This window comes from Dermacoccus sp. BD5, from assembly GCF_044878485.1.
Taxonomy (GTDB): Bacteria; Actinomycetota; Actinomycetes; order Actinomycetales; family Dermatophilaceae; genus Dermacoccus; species Dermacoccus nishinomiyaensis.
In genome coordinates, this window is record NZ_JANJER010000008.1 from 42,975 (window position 1) to 59,058 (window position 16,084).

15 protein-coding genes and 3 tRNA genes are annotated in these 16,084 nt (G+C 68.1%); 10 read left to right on the forward strand and 8 right to left on the reverse strand.

Annotated elements, in window-relative coordinates:
- Positions 1-218 precede the first annotated feature (218 nt).
- Positions 219-301 (reverse strand) — tRNA-Leu (locus NQ706_RS07685).
- Positions 302-512: 211 nt separating this feature from the next.
- Here NQ706_RS07685 and NQ706_RS07690 point away from each other — a divergent pair.
- The 6 genes from NQ706_RS07690 (at position 513) to pknB (ending at position 8,420) form a co-directional block, all read left to right on the forward strand.
- Entirely contained in the window at positions 513-1,844 is a 1,332-nt protein-coding gene (locus NQ706_RS07690) for a DUF3662 and FHA domain-containing protein (protein WP_338032964.1), read from the forward strand.
- Complete coding sequence (locus NQ706_RS07695) at positions 1,841-2,311, forward strand: FHA domain-containing protein (RefSeq protein ID WP_006944783.1); 471 nt, start codon at positions 1,841-1,843, stop codon at positions 2,309-2,311. Before NQ706_RS07690 ends, NQ706_RS07695 begins: the two co-directional genes overlap by 4 nt.
- A 2-nt stretch (positions 2,312-2,313) precedes the next feature.
- The gene (locus NQ706_RS07700; RefSeq protein ID WP_038566302.1) at positions 2,314-3,588 is read left to right on the forward strand and encodes a PP2C family serine/threonine-protein phosphatase; all 1,275 of its coding nucleotides are present in this window, start codon (positions 2,314-2,316) and stop codon (positions 3,586-3,588) included.
- Entirely contained in the window at positions 3,585-4,964 is a 1,380-nt protein-coding gene (locus NQ706_RS07705) for an FtsW/RodA/SpoVE family cell cycle protein (RefSeq protein ID WP_038566299.1), read from the forward strand. The genes NQ706_RS07700 and NQ706_RS07705 overlap by 4 nt, the downstream gene beginning before the upstream one ends.
- Complete coding sequence (locus tag NQ706_RS07710) at positions 4,961-6,415, forward strand: penicillin-binding protein 2 (protein ID WP_038566296.1); 1,455 nt, start codon at positions 4,961-4,963, stop codon at positions 6,413-6,415. Before NQ706_RS07705 ends, NQ706_RS07710 begins: the two co-directional genes overlap by 4 nt.
- 100 nt (positions 6,416-6,515) lie before the next feature.
- Complete coding sequence (pknB, locus tag NQ706_RS07715; RefSeq protein WP_038566293.1) at positions 6,516-8,420, forward strand: Stk1 family PASTA domain-containing Ser/Thr kinase; 1,905 nt, start codon at positions 6,516-6,518, stop codon at positions 8,418-8,420.
- Between the two features lie 90 nt (positions 8,421-8,510).
- Here pknB and NQ706_RS07720 read toward each other — a convergent pair whose 3' ends face one another.
- Both NQ706_RS07720 and NQ706_RS07725 read right to left on the reverse strand, forming a co-directional pair.
- A complete protein-coding gene (locus NQ706_RS07720; RefSeq protein ID WP_038566290.1) occupies positions 8,511-9,146 on the reverse strand; it encodes an aminodeoxychorismate/anthranilate synthase component II in 636 nt (211 codons plus the stop codon).
- A gap of 149 nt (positions 9,147-9,295) precedes the next feature.
- Positions 9,296-10,147, reverse strand: a complete 852-nt coding sequence (locus NQ706_RS07725) for a DUF881 domain-containing protein (protein WP_235181976.1) — start codon at positions 10,145-10,147, stop codon at positions 9,296-9,298.
- Between the two features lie 92 nt (positions 10,148-10,239).
- On the opposite strand from NQ706_RS07725, the gene NQ706_RS07730 reads away from it, so the two are divergent.
- Complete coding sequence (locus NQ706_RS07730; RefSeq protein WP_006944615.1) at positions 10,240-10,476, forward strand: cell division protein CrgA; 237 nt, start codon at positions 10,240-10,242, stop codon at positions 10,474-10,476.
- A 595-nt stretch (positions 10,477-11,071) separates the two neighbouring features.
- On the opposite strand, the gene NQ706_RS07735 is transcribed toward NQ706_RS07730, so the two are convergent.
- Both NQ706_RS07735 and NQ706_RS07740 read right to left on the reverse strand, forming a co-directional pair.
- Positions 11,072-12,007 carry a rhomboid family intramembrane serine protease gene (locus NQ706_RS07735; protein ID WP_006944690.1) on the reverse strand — a complete coding sequence of 312 codons (936 nt, stop codon included), beginning with the start codon at positions 12,005-12,007 and terminating at the stop codon, positions 11,072-11,074.
- Between the two features lie 143 nt (positions 12,008-12,150).
- A complete protein-coding gene (locus tag NQ706_RS07740; RefSeq protein WP_006944662.1) occupies positions 12,151-12,669 on the reverse strand; it encodes a peptidylprolyl isomerase in 519 nt (172 codons plus the stop codon).
- A 171-nt stretch (positions 12,670-12,840) separates the two neighbouring features.
- Between NQ706_RS07740 and NQ706_RS07745 the strand changes: the two genes are divergently transcribed.
- The 3 genes from NQ706_RS07745 to NQ706_RS07755 all read left to right on the forward strand — a co-directional run bounded on the left by NQ706_RS07745 (position 12,841) and on the right by NQ706_RS07755 (position 15,600).
- A complete protein-coding gene (locus NQ706_RS07745; protein WP_404360693.1) occupies positions 12,841-13,998 on the forward strand; it encodes a hypothetical protein in 1,158 nt (385 codons plus the stop codon).
- A gap of 310 nt (positions 13,999-14,308) precedes the next feature.
- Positions 14,309-14,956, forward strand: a complete 648-nt coding sequence (locus tag NQ706_RS07750) for an SDR family oxidoreductase (RefSeq protein ID WP_038566287.1) — start codon at positions 14,309-14,311, stop codon at positions 14,954-14,956.
- An 83-nt stretch (positions 14,957-15,039) separates the two neighbouring features.
- Positions 15,040-15,600: an NYN domain-containing protein gene (locus NQ706_RS07755; RefSeq protein ID WP_006944737.1), complete on the forward strand. Its 561-nt coding sequence runs from the start codon at positions 15,040-15,042 to the stop codon at positions 15,598-15,600.
- Between the two features lie 75 nt (positions 15,601-15,675).
- Here the strand turns inward: NQ706_RS07755 and NQ706_RS07760 are convergent.
- From NQ706_RS07760 to NQ706_RS07770, 3 genes are all read right to left on the reverse strand, one after another.
- Positions 15,676-15,748 (reverse strand) — tRNA-Ala (locus NQ706_RS07760).
- Positions 15,749-15,757: 9 nt separating this feature from the next.
- Positions 15,758-15,904 (reverse strand): hypothetical protein, encoded by a 147-nt coding sequence (locus NQ706_RS07765; protein WP_167539816.1) that lies wholly within the window; start codon positions 15,902-15,904, stop codon positions 15,758-15,760.
- Positions 15,905-15,935: 31 nt separating this feature from the next.
- Positions 15,936-16,012 (reverse strand) — tRNA-Ile (locus NQ706_RS07770).
- Positions 16,013-16,084: the final 72 nt, after the last annotated feature.

Sequence of the window (16,084 nt, forward strand, 5' to 3'; positions counted from 1 at the left end):
GGTCGTTCTTCGCGGGGGCCGCGGTCTGCGAGAACCCGCCGGCAGAGCCTGACGTGAACATCAAGGTCAGGGCTCACAGATCTACCGCCAGCGCCACAGCGCCCACCCAAGCGATTTCAAGGCCGAAAACCCCTCGGAAAACACGAATCCCGGCCTGAGATTTCTCTCAGACCGGGATTCGTGAACTGTAGCCACAGTGATTCGTGAACTACCCCGCGTGCGCGAGGGGGGATTTGAACCCCCACGCCCTTTCGGACACTGGCACCTGAAGCCAGCGCGTCTGCCGTTCCGCCACTCGCGCGAGTGCTCACCTATCATTCCCTACCTTGGGCGAGTTCACCAAATCGGCGCGGCGCCCGTGCCCCGCCACCACGCAACCGGCCGCCCTCACAGGCACGCGGACGCGCGCCGCATCCAGCGCAGGCAAGAGTGCGCCCGTTACGATCAAAACCCCGGCGAACCGTTGGGCGCACGTCCCCGCTCAGGGGTGAGGTACGAGACTGGAGGCACCCATGGGTCTGTTCGACAAGCTCGAGAGCAAACTCGAACAAGGCGTCAACGGCGCTTTCGCGCGCGCGTTCAAGAGCGAGGTCCAGCCCGTCGAGATCGCGTCCGGAATCCGCCGCGCCATGGACGACCGCGCGGCGTCCGTCGGCAAGGGCAAGCGACCCATCGTCCCCAACCTGTTCACGATCGAGTTGTCGCCGACCGACTACGACCGCCTCTCCGAGTGGGGCGACGAACTCGACGACGAACTCATCGCGAGCGCCCAGGAGCACGCCGACGAGCAGCGCTACATGCCCGGCGGCCCCCTGACGATCGTGCTCACCGAATCCGACGACCTCGAGACGGGCGTCTTCCGCCTACGCCCCGCAACGGCCAAGGCCGCGGATGCCCTCGCCCACCAGCGCAACAACCCGCGCCCGCAGCGCGAGACGCACCACGACGACACGAGCCACGACGCCGCGGCGCAGCCCACGGGCGCGATCCACGACGCCCACCTGGACACCCGCGATGCGTCCGATGCCTACGACGCTCACTCCGGCACGCACGCCGGCGTCGCGGGTGCCAGCGCCGCGAGCGCCGTCGGATCGACGACGTCACCGCACCCGACCGGCCGCACGTTCGGCACGCGCATCAAGGACTACCTGCTCGGCAGCCCGCAGCCCACCACCGACTCGTCGCGCGGCCACGCCGCCCCCGGCGCCCCGTCCGCAGCGTCCGAGTACGAGCGCAACGATGAACGCGGCTACCTCGACCGCGAGGCGCACGTCAGCGCCCCGCCAGTACAAGACTCATACGCTGCCGACGACCACCTCGTCGAAGACGAAGCCGGATACGACGACTACGACCACCACGGTTTCGACGATGCCCACGCCGACGGTCGCGTCTACTCGGGCGATGTCTACGCCGACGCCGAGAATCACGACAACCATGACGCGAACGCTCATCACGCCTGGGATGACGACAGCGACGTCGGCGACCCGACGGGCTACGAGCCTGCGCCGCGCCCGGAATCGGCGCGTCCGCGTCAGATGTCGCCGCGCGAACGCCCGTGGCTGAAGATCGACGGGCAGCGCTACCCCCTGCTCGGAGCCATCACCGTCCTCGGGCGTGACGACGACGCCGACATCGTCGTCGACGACCCGGGCGTCAGCCGCCGCCACAGCGAGATCCGCATCACGCACGACGGTCCCCACCTCGTCATGAGCGTGCGCGATCTCGGGTCGACGAACGGCACCTACGTCAACGGCGAGCACGTCGGTTCGACGCACGTGCACGACGGCGACCGGTTGACCCTCGGGCGCACCCCCATGACCATCCATCTCGGAGACCGCCCATGAACGAACTGACGATGACGGCCATCCGCTACGGCCTGCTCGCGCTGCTGTGGTTCTTCGTGTTCGCCGTCGTCGGCGTGCTCCGCTCCGACCTGTACGGCGCGAAGACGGGTGGTGGCCGTGCCTCGCGCGCTGTTTCACGTGAAACGAAGGCCAAGACACCCCGCGCCGTGCGCAAGGGCCCGACGCATCTCGCCATCATCGAAGGCGCGATGCGCGGCACCACGCTGCCGCTGTCGGAATCCGGCACCCTGCTCGGACGCAACCCCGAGTGCTCGCTCGTGCTGAGCGACGACTTCGCCTCGGGTCGCCACGCCCGCATCTACCCCGAATCCGACGGCTGGTACCTCGACGACCTGGGATCGACGAACGGCACGTACATCGGTGCTGAACGCATCGGTGAGCACGTGCGCGTCGAACCGGGCACCCGCATCCGTATCGGCCGCACCGTCCTCGAACTGAGGAAGTGACCATGCCCATCGCACTCAGATACGCCGCACGATCCGACGTCGGTCTCGGCTCGAAGAAGCGCAACGAGGACTCGGCCTACGCGAGCAGCTCGATGCTCGTGCTCGCCGACGGCATGGGCGGCCACGCCGCAGGTGACGTCGCGAGCTCCACCGTCGTCGGCGAACTCGTGCAGCTCGACGGCGACGACATCGGCGCCGACGACGCTCTCGACCAGCTCGCCGACGGCATCGCCGAGGCCAACGAGAAGTTGCGCAGCGAGATGGATGCCGATCCCACCCGCGAGGGCATGGGCACCACCCTGATCGTGCTGCTCAAGACCGGCCGTCAGCTCGCAATGGCGAACATCGGCGACAGCCGCGCCTACCAGCTGCGTGACGGCAAGTTCACGCAGATCACGAAGGACCACTCCTTCGTCCAGAGCCTGCTCGACTCCGGCCGCATCACTCCTGACGAAGCCGTCCACCACCCGCAGCGCAGCCTCGTCACGCGCGTCCTGACGGGCCGCGAGGGCGACGTGCCCGACCTCAGCCTGCGCGAGGCACGCGTCGGCGACCGCTACCTGTTGTGCTCCGACGGCCTCTCCGACTACGTCGGCGCCCGCACGATCGAGGAGATCTTCACCGAGGGCGCGTCGAAGAGCGTCGGCGAGGTCGCCGACTCCCTCATCGAGATCGCCCTCAAGGCCTCGACGCTCGACAACGTCACCGTCGTCGTCGCGGAGGTTGCGAACATCGACGACGTCGACCTCGCCGCGCGCCCCGACGTGGTCGGCGCCGCCGTCGCGCACGGCCTGACTCAGAGCCTGCCGACGCGCGAGCAGACGCCGGCGGAGAAGGCCCGCGCCCTCTCCCGCGAACTCGACGGCGACGACGAACCCGACGAGACCGACAAGGGTGCCCACCTCGCCGAGACGCGCCCGCGTCGCCGCGGACGTCTCTACGCCGCCATCGCCGCGCTCGTCCTGCTGCTCGCCCTCGCCGTCGCCGCCGTGTGGGGCTGGACGTGGTCGCAGAGTCAGTACTTCATCAAGGATTCGGGCGGCCGCGTCACCGTCTATCAAGGCGTCGACTCGAAGCTCGGCCCGATCGACCTGCGCCATCAGCAAGAGAGCACGAACATCCCGACCGCCGACCTGCCCGAGTTCTGGCGCTCCAAGGTGACGAGCGGCATCGACGCCTCCAGTGAGAAGGAGGCCGCCGCCACCGTCGAGCGTCTGCGCGCGGAGATGGTCGCGTGCCTCGCCGCGTCCGCCTCCGGAAACGAGTGCACGAAGTGAGCCCAGACCTCGCGACCATCACGGGCCGAGGCACGAAACGCGGCACCGAGCTCATGCTGCTCGCGTTCGCCGTCGGTATCGTGCTGTTCGCCTACGCGAACGTCGGGCTCGCGGTGGAGGGGTCGCTGCCGACCGACATCCTGACGCTCGGCGTCGGGATGGGCGTCATCGCCCTCGTGTTCCACCTCGTCGTGCGCGTCGTCGCCGCTTACGCCGACCCCGTGCTGCTACCGGCCGCGACGCTGCTCAACGGCCTCGGACTCGTCATGATCCGTCGTATCGACATGGCCCGCGGCAAGGGCGTCATGGAGGGCGCAGCCGTCCGACAGCTCATGTGGTCGGCCATCGCCGTCGCCGCCGCGATCGGCCTGCTCTGCCTCATCCGCGACCACCGGCGGCTGCGGCGCTACACGTTCACGTTCGCCCTCGCCGGCCTCGCGCTGCTCATGATGCCGCTGCTGCCGTTCATCGGCATGAACATCAACGGCAACCGCATCTGGATCCACGTCGGGCCGCTCAGCTTCCAGCCGAGCGAGGTCGCCAAGATCCTGCTCACGATCTTCTTCGCGAGCTATCTCGTGCAGACGCGTGACGCGCTCAGTCTCGTCGGCAAGCGTGTGCTCGGCTTCCCGCTGCCGAGAGCGCGCGACATGGGCCCCATCCTGCTGGCCTGGCTGACGTCCCTCGCCGTCCTCGTCTTCGAGAAGGACCTCGGCACGTCGCTGCTGTTCTTCGGCCTGTTCGTCGCCATGCTCTACGTGGCGACGGAGAGGCGCAGCTGGATCGCCATCGGTCTCGGGCTCTTCTTCAGCGGCTGCTACCTCGCGTACCTGCTCTTCCCCAACTTCCAGAACCGCGTCACCCTCTGGCTCGACCCGTTCGCGCCAGGCCTCTCCGACCAGGTCGCCCGCTCCCTCATGGGCCTCGCGTTCGGCGGACTCACCGGCACCGGCCTCGGACGCGGCTACCCGACGTTCAACTACGCCGAGGCGAACTCTGACTTCATCATGTCGAGCTTCGGCGAAGAACTCGGCCTCGTCGGCCTCACGGCGATGATCGCGCTGTTCGCCATCATCGTCGAACGCGGCCTGCGCATCGCCATTGCCTGCCGCGACGGCTTCGGCAAGCTCCTCGCGACAGGCCTCGCGTTCTCCATCTGCCTGCAGTGCTTCGTCGTCCTCGGCGGCATCACCCGCGTCATCCCCCTCACCGGTCTGACGACGCCGTTCCTGTCAGCCGGCGGTAGCTCGCTGCTCGCGAACTGGGCGATCATCGCGCTGCTGCTGCGCATCAGCGACCAGGCGCGACGCCCCGCCGTCACGGAGGCGAAGCCGACGCTCGGCTCCGACGACACCCAGGTGGTGAAGATCCGATGAACACGCCGATCCGCAAGCTCGGCGTCGTGGCCTCGATGCTGTTCTGTGCCGTTCTCGTTGCCGCGAGCTACATCCAGGTCGTCCAGGCGCCCTCGCTCGACGCCCGCGCCGGCAACAGCCGCGTCATCAACGACGGGTACAAGAAGGAGCGCGGCAGCATCCTCGTGGACGGCAAGGCCATCGCGACGAGCGTGAAGTCGGACGACAAGTACGTGTACCAGCGTCAGTACTCGAACGGCTCGCTCTACGCGCCCGTCACGGGCTACAACTCGATCGTCTACGGCAACGGCGGCGGCATCGAGGGTGCCTCCGACGGCGTCCTGAGCGGCACGAGCGACTCGTTGTTCTACCGCCGCCTCGCTGACGTCGTCACGGGCAAGAAGCCCGCCGGGGCCAACGTCGAGCTGACGATCAACCCCAAGATCCAGGCGGCCGCGGCGAAGGCGCTCGGCAACCGTCGCGGCGCGGCCGTCGCGCTCGACCCCAAGACGGGCGCCGTCCTCGCCATGGTGAGCTCACCGACGTACGACCCGTCGGCCCTCGCCTCGCACGACACGACGTCGGTCGTCAACATGTGGAAGCAGCTCAACGCCGACTCGACGCAGCCGATGGTCAACCGGACCATCTCGGGCAATCTGTACCCCCCGGGTTCCACGTTCAAGCTCGTCACGACGGCCGCCGCGCTCGAATCGGGCAAGTACACGCCCGAGTCGACGCTCAACGGCCCTGCCACCATCAGGCTGCCGCAGACGACGCACTCACTGCCCAACGACAACCACCTGCCCTGCGGCGACAACGACAAGACGTCACTGACGCACGCGCTCGAGATCAGCTGCAACACGGCCTACGCCGAGCTCGGCATGGATCTCGGCCAGGACAAGCTCGCCGCACAGGCCAAGAAGTTCGGCTTCGGCCAGGTCGTGCGCCTGCCGATGCGCGTCACGCCGTCGAGCTTCCCCTCCGACATGAACACGCCGCAGACGGCGATGGCCTCCATCGGCCAGTACGACGTGCGGGTCACGCCGCTGCAGATCGCGATGATCTCCGCGACGATCGCGAACGGCGGCACGCAGATGGAACCGCACCTCGTGAAGAACGTCGTCGACTCCGACCTCGACGTCATCTCCTCGACCGACCCGAAGATCATGTCCAAGCCCATCTCATCGGACACGGCCGGCAGCCTCAAGACGATGATGGAAGCGGTCGTCAACAACGGCACCGGCAAGCTCGCCGCCGTCGACGGCTACCAGGTCGCGGGCAAGACGGGCACGGCGCAGGGCGACACGAGCAAGGCCGCCGACCTGTGGTTCACCGGTTTCGCACCGGCGAACGACCCCAAGATCGCGCTCGCGCTCGTGCTCGAGAACGGCGGCGATCAGGGCGTCGAGACCCTCGCCGGCGAGGTCGCCGCACCCGCCGCGCAGCAGATCTTCGAGGCAGCCCTGCGATGACATCTGCGATTCCCGTCCGCATCTGCGATCTTCGTCCACCTCTGCGGCGCTCCACGGCCGCCGCGCACCGCCCCATCCCGACCCTCGCGAAGGACATCTCATGAGCGCGACACCACGCATCCTCGGTGGCCGCTACGAAGTCGGCGAACTCGTCGGCCGCGGTGGCATGGCCGACGTCCACGCCGGCCACGACACGCGCCTCGGACGCCCCGTCGCCATCAAGATCCTGCGATCGGACCTGGCGCGCGACCCCAGCTTCCTGCAACGCTTCCGCCGCGAGGCGCAGGCGTCCGCCGGGCTCAACCACGCCAACATCGTCGCCGTCTACGACTCGGGTGAGGACACCTTCGTCGAAGCGGCGGGCGGCACCGTCGACATCCCCTACATCGTCATGGAGTTCGTCGACGGGCAGACGCTGCGCGAGATCCTCAACGAGGAGAAGAAGGTCAGCGCCGACGAGGCCTGCCGCATCATGATGGGCGTCCTGTCAGCCCTCGAGTACAGCCACTCGAAGGGCATCGTGCACCGCGACATCAAGCCCGGCAACATCATGGTGACGCGTGGCGGTTCCGTCAAGGTCATGGACTTCGGCATCGCCCGCGCCCTCGCCGACGTCGGCGCGACGATGACGAGCGCCCAGGCCGTCGTCGGCACCGCCCGGTACCTGTCGCCCGAGCAGGCGCAGGGCCAGAGCGTCGACGCGCGCACCGACCTGTACTCCGCCGGATGCGTCCTGTTCGAGCTGCTGACGGGGCGCGCACCGTTCGTCGGCGAGCCCGTCAGCCTCGTCTATCAGCACATCGGCGAACAGCCGCAACCCCCGTCGCTCTACGAGTCGTCGGTGTCGCCGGCGCTCGACGCGGTCGTGCTGCACTCGCTCGCGAAGGGGCGCGACGATCGCTACCAGAGCGCCGCCGACTTCCGCGCCGACGTCCTCGCCGCCCGCTCCGGCCAGCCGATCTCCGCTGCCGCGCAGGCGAGCACGGTGACGTCCGCCGACCACACGGAGGTCGTCGACTACCCGACGCGCCGCGCCGCGGCGACGGCGGCGGCCGCTGACTCGACGGCCGAACTCGACTCGCGCGAACCCAGCCGATCCCATGCCGGATGGTGGGCCCTCGCGGCCGTCGCAGCCCTCGCGGCCATCCTCGGCATCGGCTACTTGTTCATGCACTCGCCCAGCTCGCCGGAGAAGGTCACCGTCGCGAGCGTGCGCGGCATGACGTACGAGCAGGCCGCGAAGACGCTGTCGCCCGACTTCACCGTCACGAAGCGAGAGGTAGCCGACAACGCCGCGGAGAACACCGTCATCGACCAAGATCCGGCGGGCGGGACGGAGGCATCCCGACGTTCCGACGTGACACTCACCGTCTCCACGGGCCCCGACTCGGTCAAGGTGCCGAACGTCGTCGGTGACGCCGTCAACGAGGCGAAGGCGGCCCTTCTCGCCGCCGGCGTCGACGAGAACCACATCAAGATCTCGCCGACGAAGAAGGACGACACCGGCCTCGACGCCGGCATCATCGCCGAGAGCAACCCGAAGGCAGGCGCATCACTCGGCACGTCGAGCGACATCACGCTCTACGAGAGCAGCGGCAAGGCCACCGTGCCTGACCTGGCGGGCAAGACGGCGTCGGAGGCGGCGCAGGCGCTGTACAAGGCGCACCTGTCGATCGACTCCAAGGACCAGGTCACCGACAGGCCCGACGAGGTCGGCAAGGTCGTCTACGTGCCCGACGCCGGCAAGAAGGTCAACAACGGCTCGTCCGTCACCGTCTACATCGGCAAGTCACCCGAGAAGACCGCGACGGCCACCGTGACGCAGCCGCCCTCGTCGTCAGCGGCCCCGTCGTCCAGTTCCGCGCCCGCGACGTCGCAGTCCCCCTCGTCGTCGACACAGTCGCCGTCGCCGTCGCCGTCGACGAGTCCGTCGTCGACGAGTCCGTCGTCGACATCGGACGGTAGCGCGATGACGCCGTCGCCGTCGCAGTCGTCGAGCAAGTGAGCTGACGAAGGAAGCCCCCGGCCCTGTGGATCGGGGGCTTTCCTCGTTCGAGAGCCGCTGGTGGGGCGCGGCGTTCGGGCTGTGTGCCGCTCAGGCGGTGCGCACGAGCGGTGCCATGCCGGCGCTGGCGGCGACGGCCGTCGTCGAACCGCACATCGCGAGCCAGTTGGCGAGCATGCGGTGGCCGCCGACCGTCATGACGGATTCGGGGTGGAACTGCACGCCGTGCAACGGCAGGTCGCGGTGGTGGGCGGCCATGATGATGCCCGATTCGGTGCGGCCGTTGACGACGAGTTCGTCGGTGACGGTGGCCGGGTCGATCGTCAGCGAGTGGTAGCGCGTCGCGGTGAACGGATCGTCGAGCCCCTCGAGGACGCCCGTGCCGTCGTGGTGCACCTGCGAGGTCTTGCCGTGGAGCAGTTCGGGCGCCCGACCGACGGTGCAGCCCGTCACGACGCCGAGCGCCTGGTGGCCGAGGCACACCCCCAGCATCGGCTGGTTGCGCTCACCGCACGCCTCGATCATCGCCATGCTGACGCCGGCGTCCTCGGGCGTGCCGGGACCGGGCGAGACGAGGACGCCGTCGAAGTGGGCGCCGTCCTTCGCGCTGATCGCGTCGTTGCGCACGACGGTCGTCACGGCACCGAGCTGCTGGAGGTAGCCGACGATCGTGAAGACGAAGCTGTCGTAGTTGTCGACGACGAGGATGCGCGGCGAATCGGTCATGCGCGCCAGTCTAGGTGGGAGCGCCGACACCGCCGTCAGGATGGCTCAGGATGGCAGGTAACTCACGGGTCGGCGGGCAGTTACGCGCCTACCCGTGAGTCAGCCGCCATCCTGCTCGGGGTCAGGCTTCCGGCGCAGCGACACAGGCGTCACGGCTGGACGTGCGCGTGCTTCATCGTCACCGAGCCCGTGAAGGCGGGCAGCGTCGTGTTCTGGATGGCCTTGACCTCGTAGCCGAGCCCAACGAGGTCGACGTACTGCTTGTAGATCTTGACGGACTCGTCGGCCTCGAGCGCGGCCTTCAGCTTCACCGGGTCCCCGACGGCGGTGATCGTGAACGGCGGTGAGTACACGCGGCCCTGGAGGATGAGCGTGTTGCCGACGCAGCGCACGGCGCTTGTCGAGACGATGCGCTGATCCATGAGCTGGATGCCGCGAGCGCCGCCCTCCCACAGGGCGTTGACGACGGCCTGGACGTCCTGCTGGTGCACGACGAGCCAGTCCGGCGAACCGTCCTTCGGCAACTCCTCGACCTTCTTCTTGCTGTCGTCGAGCGTCACGCTGATGGCCTGCCCGCTCAACGGTGCGAGACCTGCCGGATCCTGCGCCTTGTCGGCCTGCTTCGTCAGCGCCAACGCACGCGCCGCACCCGAATCCTTCTTCGCCGCAGCGAGCTGCGCCGCCTCGACGTCGGCGCGCAACGTCGCGACGTCCTCCTGCTTGGTCTTGACGCGCTGATCCGCGCGCCGCACGACATCAGCGAGATTGGTGGTGTCGGAGCGCAGATCCGTGCCGTTCGCCGCACGGGAACTGACCCCGAACATCGCCCCCGCGACGAGCAGCACGATCGGGACGGCGGCCTTCCACGCCAACGAGCCGCGACGGCGCGCGGGCGGCATCTCGTCGATCGGCAACGCGTCGCGCGCAGCGTCGTCGGTGGCGCGTTCGACGTGTGCGGGCGGCGTCGCAGACGGGTCGCGCTCGGAGTCGCGTTCGCTCATGGGGTCGGCCTCCTTCACTCGACGCATCGCCCGGCCGGATCAACTAGGCTCTCACCCTAGTTGACGCACCGAACTCAGATGGGAGCCATGCCGTGGCCCGCAAGACCACTGACGCCACTCAGCGCGCCGCCGCCGGAGACGGCCTCAACCCCCGCTGGTGGCTGCCGGTCGCCCTCGGCCTCATGCTCGCCGGGCTCGCCTGGGTGATGGTCTACTACATCGCCAGCGGCACGACGAGCTACCCGATCCCCGGCATCGACGCCGGCAACATCGTCATCGGCTTCGCGGCCATCATGGTCGGCTTCGTCATGTTGACGCGCTGGAAGTGACGCCACCTTCTGTCCGCTGCTGACGCGCCGCCGAACCGAACGCCCGTTCCCTCGTGGGAACGGGCGTTCGACTGTCTCTGCTCACTCGGGTTCGCTGCATCGTGGCCCCACGAGGTCACCGGGCGCCGCGCCGCAAGGCCTGACGGTGCGGGCGTCGCCCTGCGGCCTGCAACCCACGACGTTGTCCCCAGACTTGTCCACAGCCTGTGTGTAGTTACACGCGTGTGGTTTTCCACACCTGGGGACAAACCTGTGGAAAACAGTGGACGGCCGGTGGACGAGCCGCTGTCTACGGTGGAAAACATGCCGCTGACGGTGGACGAACCACCCCACGGCTGGGGATGACGCTGCCCATCGCCCCCACCCCTTGGCATAGATCAGCGCCGTTCCGCGGGTTTTTCCCCACCCCAGCCTGTGGAAACTGTGGACAACCATGTGGGTGACGGCTCGTCCTCACCGTCCCCAGGTGGTGCACCGCGTCATCCACAGCTAACGGCACACCATCCACAGGCAACTCATCCACACGCATCGTGGGGTGCCACCCGACGGCAGCACCCCACGAACGACGAGGGCCTCGTTCAGCCCACGGCGACGATCATCCGACGATGTGCGGCCAGCTGACACCCACGACCGAGAAGTCGACGTACGCAGCGGCGATGAGCGCCACCGCCAACGCGCCCAGCGCCGAGGCCTGCATCGCGACCGGGCGGCGCCGCAGCGCATACAGGACGAGCGCGCCGACGGCGCCGGCCACCGCACCGCCGAGGTGCGCCTGCCACGCCACGTTGGACGCCGTGAAACCGATGACGACGTTGATCGCGATCATCGTCATCATCGGCCCGATCTCCCGGCCGAGTCGGCGGTTGAACACGACGACTGCGAGGAAGAGCCCGAACACACCGCCGGAGGCGCCGACCAGCGGCGTCACCCACCCTGACGTCAGCAGATCGAGCTGTGACGACGGCGCCGTCATGATCTGGTAGACGACGGAGCCACCGAGCACGGAGAGCAGGTACAGCGCCCCGAAGCGCACACGACCGATGAGTGGTTCGAGGTACTGCCCCATGAAGTACAGCGCCATCATGTTGAACAGCAGGTGCATCGGGGTGCCCGTGTCGTGGGCGAACCCGCTCGTCAGGTAGCGCCACGGCTCGTCCCTCGCGAACACCGCGACGAACGACACGTCGCGGTACAGCGCGTCACTCGCCAGCTGCCCCAGCCACACGAGACAGCAGATCGCGATGATCCCGATCGTGACGACGGGTCGACCCTGCGCCGCGGCGCCCGTCGTCATGCCCAGGGACGAGCGGGTCGGCAACGTCGGGTTCGTCTTCCGTTCGGCCGCGACGCAGTCGACGCACTGGAACCCCACCGACGCGGGGATCTGGCAGCGCGGGCACGCCGGGCGACCGCAGCGTTGACAGCGCGTGTAGGCAGCGGTGTTGGGGTGGCGCGGGCAGACGGGTACCGCGTCCGGCGCCTCGGAGGCGCCGAAGGCACCCGAGCCGGATCCGGCGGGCGGCTGCGTCATGTCGTCTCGTTTCGTCGGAGGCGTGCGGGAAGAAGGCGTGAGACCAAGGATGGCCCCGTCATGCTCGACGGGGCCATCTCGGCTGCGCTGGCTGACGAGGAGTCGTCAGCGGAACCTCCCGACTACCGGCGGGAGGCGAGGTGTCACTCGGAGATCGTCACGCTCTCGATGACGACGGGCTCGAGCGGCTTGTCCTGAGCGCCGGTGGAGACGGCGGCGATCTCGTCGACGACCTTCTTCGACGCGTCGTCGGCGACCTCACCGAAGATCGTGTGCTTGCCCTGCAGCCAGGACGTGTCGGCGACGGTGATGAAGAACTGCGAGCCGTTCGTGCCCTTGCCCATGCGGGTACCCGCGTTGGCCATGGCCAGCATGTACGGCGAGTTGAAGTTGAGCTCCGGCGAGATCTCATCGTCGAAGTTGTACCCCGGGCCGCCCATGCCGACGCCGAGCGGGCAGCCACCCTGGATCATGAAGCCGGGGATGATGCGGTGGAACGTCAGACCGTCATAGTACGGCTGCGGGTTGGTGCGGCCCGCGTCGTCCTTGTACTCCTTGGTGCCCTTCGCCAGGCCGACGAAGTTGTCGACCGTCTTCGGCGCCTGGTTGGGGAACAGGTTGATGTTGATGTCACCGTGGTTGGTGTGCAGAGTCGCGATCATGCCTCCAGTGTTTCACGTGGAACACGACAGGTCATGATGAGGTCTCGGGCGTTCGCGCTCAGCGAAACGACCTCCCACAGCGTCCAATACCTCACAACCGGTTGGTAAGCCCCGCCCGAACAAGGCAGGATGAAGTCAAGAACTGCTGCCGACTGGAGAGGAAGACCAGCCATGCTGTGCAAGTCCGAACCCACCAAGTCCGAGAAGGCCAAGGGCGCCGCCCTCGCCGTCGCCGGTCTCGCTGCCGAGAAGGCCGTCGAGGCCAAGGTCAAGACGGAGAAGGACGTCGTGCCGACCCTCGTTGAGAAGGCCGAGGAAGCCCGCGACGTGATCGTCGAGAAGCTCGAAGAGGCCCGCGACGCTGCTGCGCCGCACGTCGAGGCAGCGACGGAGAAGGTCGCCGACAAGACCGCCGACCAGCGCGAAGTCGTCGCCGAGAAGGCCGGCGCTGCGAAGGCCGCCACCGTCGCCTCGCTCGCCGCCGTCGCCGACTCCGCCAAGGACGCTCGTGACGACGCACAGCAGAAGGGGAAGAAGGCTGCCAAGAAGGCAGACAAGAACTCCTCGCGCTTCATGAAGAAGGCTGACAAGAAGACGTCCAAGGCGTCGAAGAAGGCCGACAAGAAGGCCGGGGCCCTTGCTGCGCTCCTGGCCGCCAAGGCCGCCAAGGGCGAGAAGAAGGCCGTCAGCGCCTTCGGCCCGGGCGCCCGCGAGGACGTCGCGTACAAGGCCGCCGCCCTGCGGGGCCGCGCCGAGGCCGTCGCCGAGGACAAGGGCATCGCAGCCGACAACGCGCGCGACTTCTACAAGGACGAGCTGCTGCCGCACCTCAAGGAGATCCTCGCGACCGCTGCTGCCGCCGGCACCGCCGCGTCGCACAACGTCGTCGGCCAGCTGCCCGAGGGCGCACAGAAGCAGGTCGCGCAGTACGCGCCGGCCCTCGCGCCCAAGAAGAAGAAGGGCGGCTTCCTCATCACGCTCGGTGTCGCCGCTCTCGCGGGCGCCGGCTACCTCGTGTACGCCGACCAGCAGAAGAAGCGTGCGGCGGACGCTCGCCTCTCGGAGGCCGCCATCGCAGACTCCAAGACGGCTCGCGGTGACGAGATGACGATCAACAACCCCGTGACGAACTTCGCGAAGGCCGACGACACGACGATGGTGCGCCCGGCCGGTGTCGACACGCCGACTGCCGAGCCCGCCGGCGCCCCCGGCACGGCTGCGTCGTGGACCGACGCCGAGGCTTCGGGCCACATGACGACGGAAGGTCTCGAGGACCCGAGCGCGGGCGAGACGCGCAGCTCGCGTCGCGCGGCTCGCGACGACCACTGAGTTCGACGCTCCACCCCGACGCCAGGCCCCGCTGAGGGCCTCGCGATCGGGCACGACGAGGCGGCCATCCCGTACGGGATGGCCGCCTCGTCGTCGGCATGGCTGTCGCGCGTGTCGATCGTTCCCCAAACCGACAAGGCTCCCGTCGGGCCTCTCGTGCTGGTCGGGGCCGTACGCGTCGCTATTCGTGACGACGTCACGAGCACCATGTCAGCGCTTGCTACCTCGCTGTACTCGATCTATTAGATACGCGTAGATGAAACCATCGAGACGGATCGACGCTTGATGCCCACAGGAGTAGTGTCGAGGCATGCGTATTGCTATTGCAGGAGGACATGGCCAGATCGCCCGGTTGCTCGGGCAGCGGTTGAGCGGCGAGGGCCACGACGTCGTCGGCCTCATCCGTACACCGGAGCAGGCGGACGACCTGCGCGCCGCGGGAATGGAGCCCACCGTCATCTCACTCGAGGACGCCTCGGTCGACGACGTCGCCGAGGTCATCAACGGCTGCGACGCCGTCGTCTTCGCCGCGGGTGGCGGCCCGGAATCGGGTCGGGCGCGCAAGTGGAGCGTCGACCTCATGGGAGCGGTGCTGCTCGCCGACGCCGCGGAGCAGGCGGGCGTGAGACGCTACGTCATGGTGTCGTCGATCGGCTCCGACGCGCCGGAGAACGTCGACGCCGGTGTCTTCCAGGTCTACCTCTACGCCAAGGGCGGCGCGGATGCCGACCTGCGTACTCGCGACCTCGACTGGACCATCGTCCGCCCCGGAATGCTCACCGATGACGCGCCCACGGGCCAGGTGACGATCAACCCCGACCAGCAGCGTCAGCCCATCACGCGCGGCGACGTCGCCCACACGCTCGCGCAGGTGCTGACGAGCGGACATGCCATCCGAGAGACGTTCGTCGTCGTCAACGGCGCGACGCCCGTCGACGAGGCGGTCGCGTCGCTCTGACCCACCGCTGACGACGATGGGCCGGTGTTTCACGTGAAACACCGGCCCATCGTCGTCAGCCCAGCATGGACTAGGTTGGAGCCATGGCTCAGCGCACCACCTACCTCCTCATCGACGGCGAGAACATCGATGCCACGCTCGGCACCTCGATCCTCGGCCGCCGCCCCCACCCTGACGAGCGCCCGCGCTGGGACAGGCTACTCAAGTTCGCCCAGCGCCAGTGGCACCAGGACGCCAAGGGGCTGTTCTTCCTCGCGGCCAACGGCCCCGAGCTGCCGATGGCGTTCATCCAGGCCCTGACGGCGCTCGGCTACCAGCCAATCCCTCTCTCCGGCGCGGAGGGCGAGAAGGTGGTCGACATGGCCATCCAGAAGACGCTGGACGCGCTCGTGACGCTGCAGGCCGACGTCATGCTCGTCAGCCACGACGGCGACTTCCTTCCGCAGCTCGAACCGCTGCTCGGCGGCTCCCGCAAGGTCGGGCTGATCGGCTTCAAGGAGTTCCGCAACGCCGGCTTCTCGCCCCTGGAGGCACAGGGCCTCGAGTTCTTCGACCTCGAGCACGACGTCAAGGCGTTCAACGCGACGCTGCCGCGCCTGCGCGTCATCCCGATCGACGAGTTCGACCCGCTGGCCTTCCTCTGAGTACTGTCCGCGCCGTCGCGGGCACCGGACGGCGAAGAGCCCCTCACGAATCCGTGAGGGGCTCTTCGTTCTCGGTGGAGGTAAGGGGACTCGAACCCCTAACCCCCTGCTTGCAAAGCAGGTGCGCTACCAATTGCGCCATACCCCCGAGGGTTTTTCAGCCAGGTTGTTCGGCGGCCGCCTGCGTGGCGGGCTCCTGCGTGGCCTTCGCCCACAGCTCCTTGCCCAGCTTCTGCTTCTGGTATTCGCTGTTCGCATACAGAGCGGCAGCGGCCGCAGCAGATGCGAGAAGTGCCTTGAACATGCGACTCCCTGGCGAAATCAAGGGGCAGTGGTGGTGGGCCTAACTGGACTTGAACCAGTGACCTCTGTCTTATCAGGACAGCGCTCTAACCGACTGAGCTATAGGCCCCTGCACCGCGTGCGTGCCGTTCACCTGCGTGATCAGCACGAGACGTAAGATTACCCACCACAGGCGTGGCCC

What these genes read in the sequence shown, in the direction of transcription:
- NQ706_RS07690 (WP_338032964.1), top strand. Translation starts at nt 513, where the DNA reads ATGGGTCTGTTCGACAAGCTCGAGAGCAAACTCGAACAAGGCGTCAAC.
- NQ706_RS07695 (WP_006944783.1), top strand. Translation starts at nt 1,841, where the DNA reads ATGAACGAACTGACGATGACGGCCATCCGCTACGGCCTGCTCGCGCTG.
- NQ706_RS07700 (WP_038566302.1), top strand. Translation starts at nt 2,314, where the DNA reads ATGCCCATCGCACTCAGATACGCCGCACGATCCGACGTCGGTCTCGGC.
- NQ706_RS07710 (WP_038566296.1), top strand. Translation starts at nt 4,961, where the DNA reads ATGAACACGCCGATCCGCAAGCTCGGCGTCGTGGCCTCGATGCTGTTC.
- pknB (WP_038566293.1), top strand. Translation starts at nt 6,516, where the DNA reads ATGAGCGCGACACCACGCATCCTCGGTGGCCGCTACGAAGTCGGCGAA.
- NQ706_RS07720 (WP_038566290.1), bottom strand. Translation starts at nt 9,146, where the DNA reads ATGACCGATTCGCCGCGCATCCTCGTCGTCGACAACTACGACAGCTTC.
- NQ706_RS07725 (WP_235181976.1), bottom strand. Translation starts at nt 10,147, where the DNA reads ATGAGCGAACGCGACTCCGAGCGCGACCCGTCTGCGACGCCGCCCGCA.
- NQ706_RS07735 (WP_006944690.1), bottom strand. Translation starts at nt 12,007, where the DNA reads ATGACGCAGCCGCCCGCCGGATCCGGCTCGGGTGCCTTCGGCGCCTCC.
- NQ706_RS07740 (WP_006944662.1), bottom strand. Translation starts at nt 12,669, where the DNA reads ATGATCGCGACTCTGCACACCAACCACGGTGACATCAACATCAACCTG.
- NQ706_RS07745 (WP_404360693.1), top strand. Translation starts at nt 12,841, where the DNA reads ATGCTGTGCAAGTCCGAACCCACCAAGTCCGAGAAGGCCAAGGGCGCC.
- NQ706_RS07750 (WP_038566287.1), top strand. Translation starts at nt 14,309, where the DNA reads ATGCGTATTGCTATTGCAGGAGGACATGGCCAGATCGCCCGGTTGCTC.
- NQ706_RS07755 (WP_006944737.1), top strand. Translation starts at nt 15,040, where the DNA reads ATGGCTCAGCGCACCACCTACCTCCTCATCGACGGCGAGAACATCGAT.
- NQ706_RS07765 (WP_167539816.1), bottom strand. Translation starts at nt 15,904, where the DNA reads ATGTTCAAGGCACTTCTCGCATCTGCTGCGGCCGCTGCCGCTCTGTAT.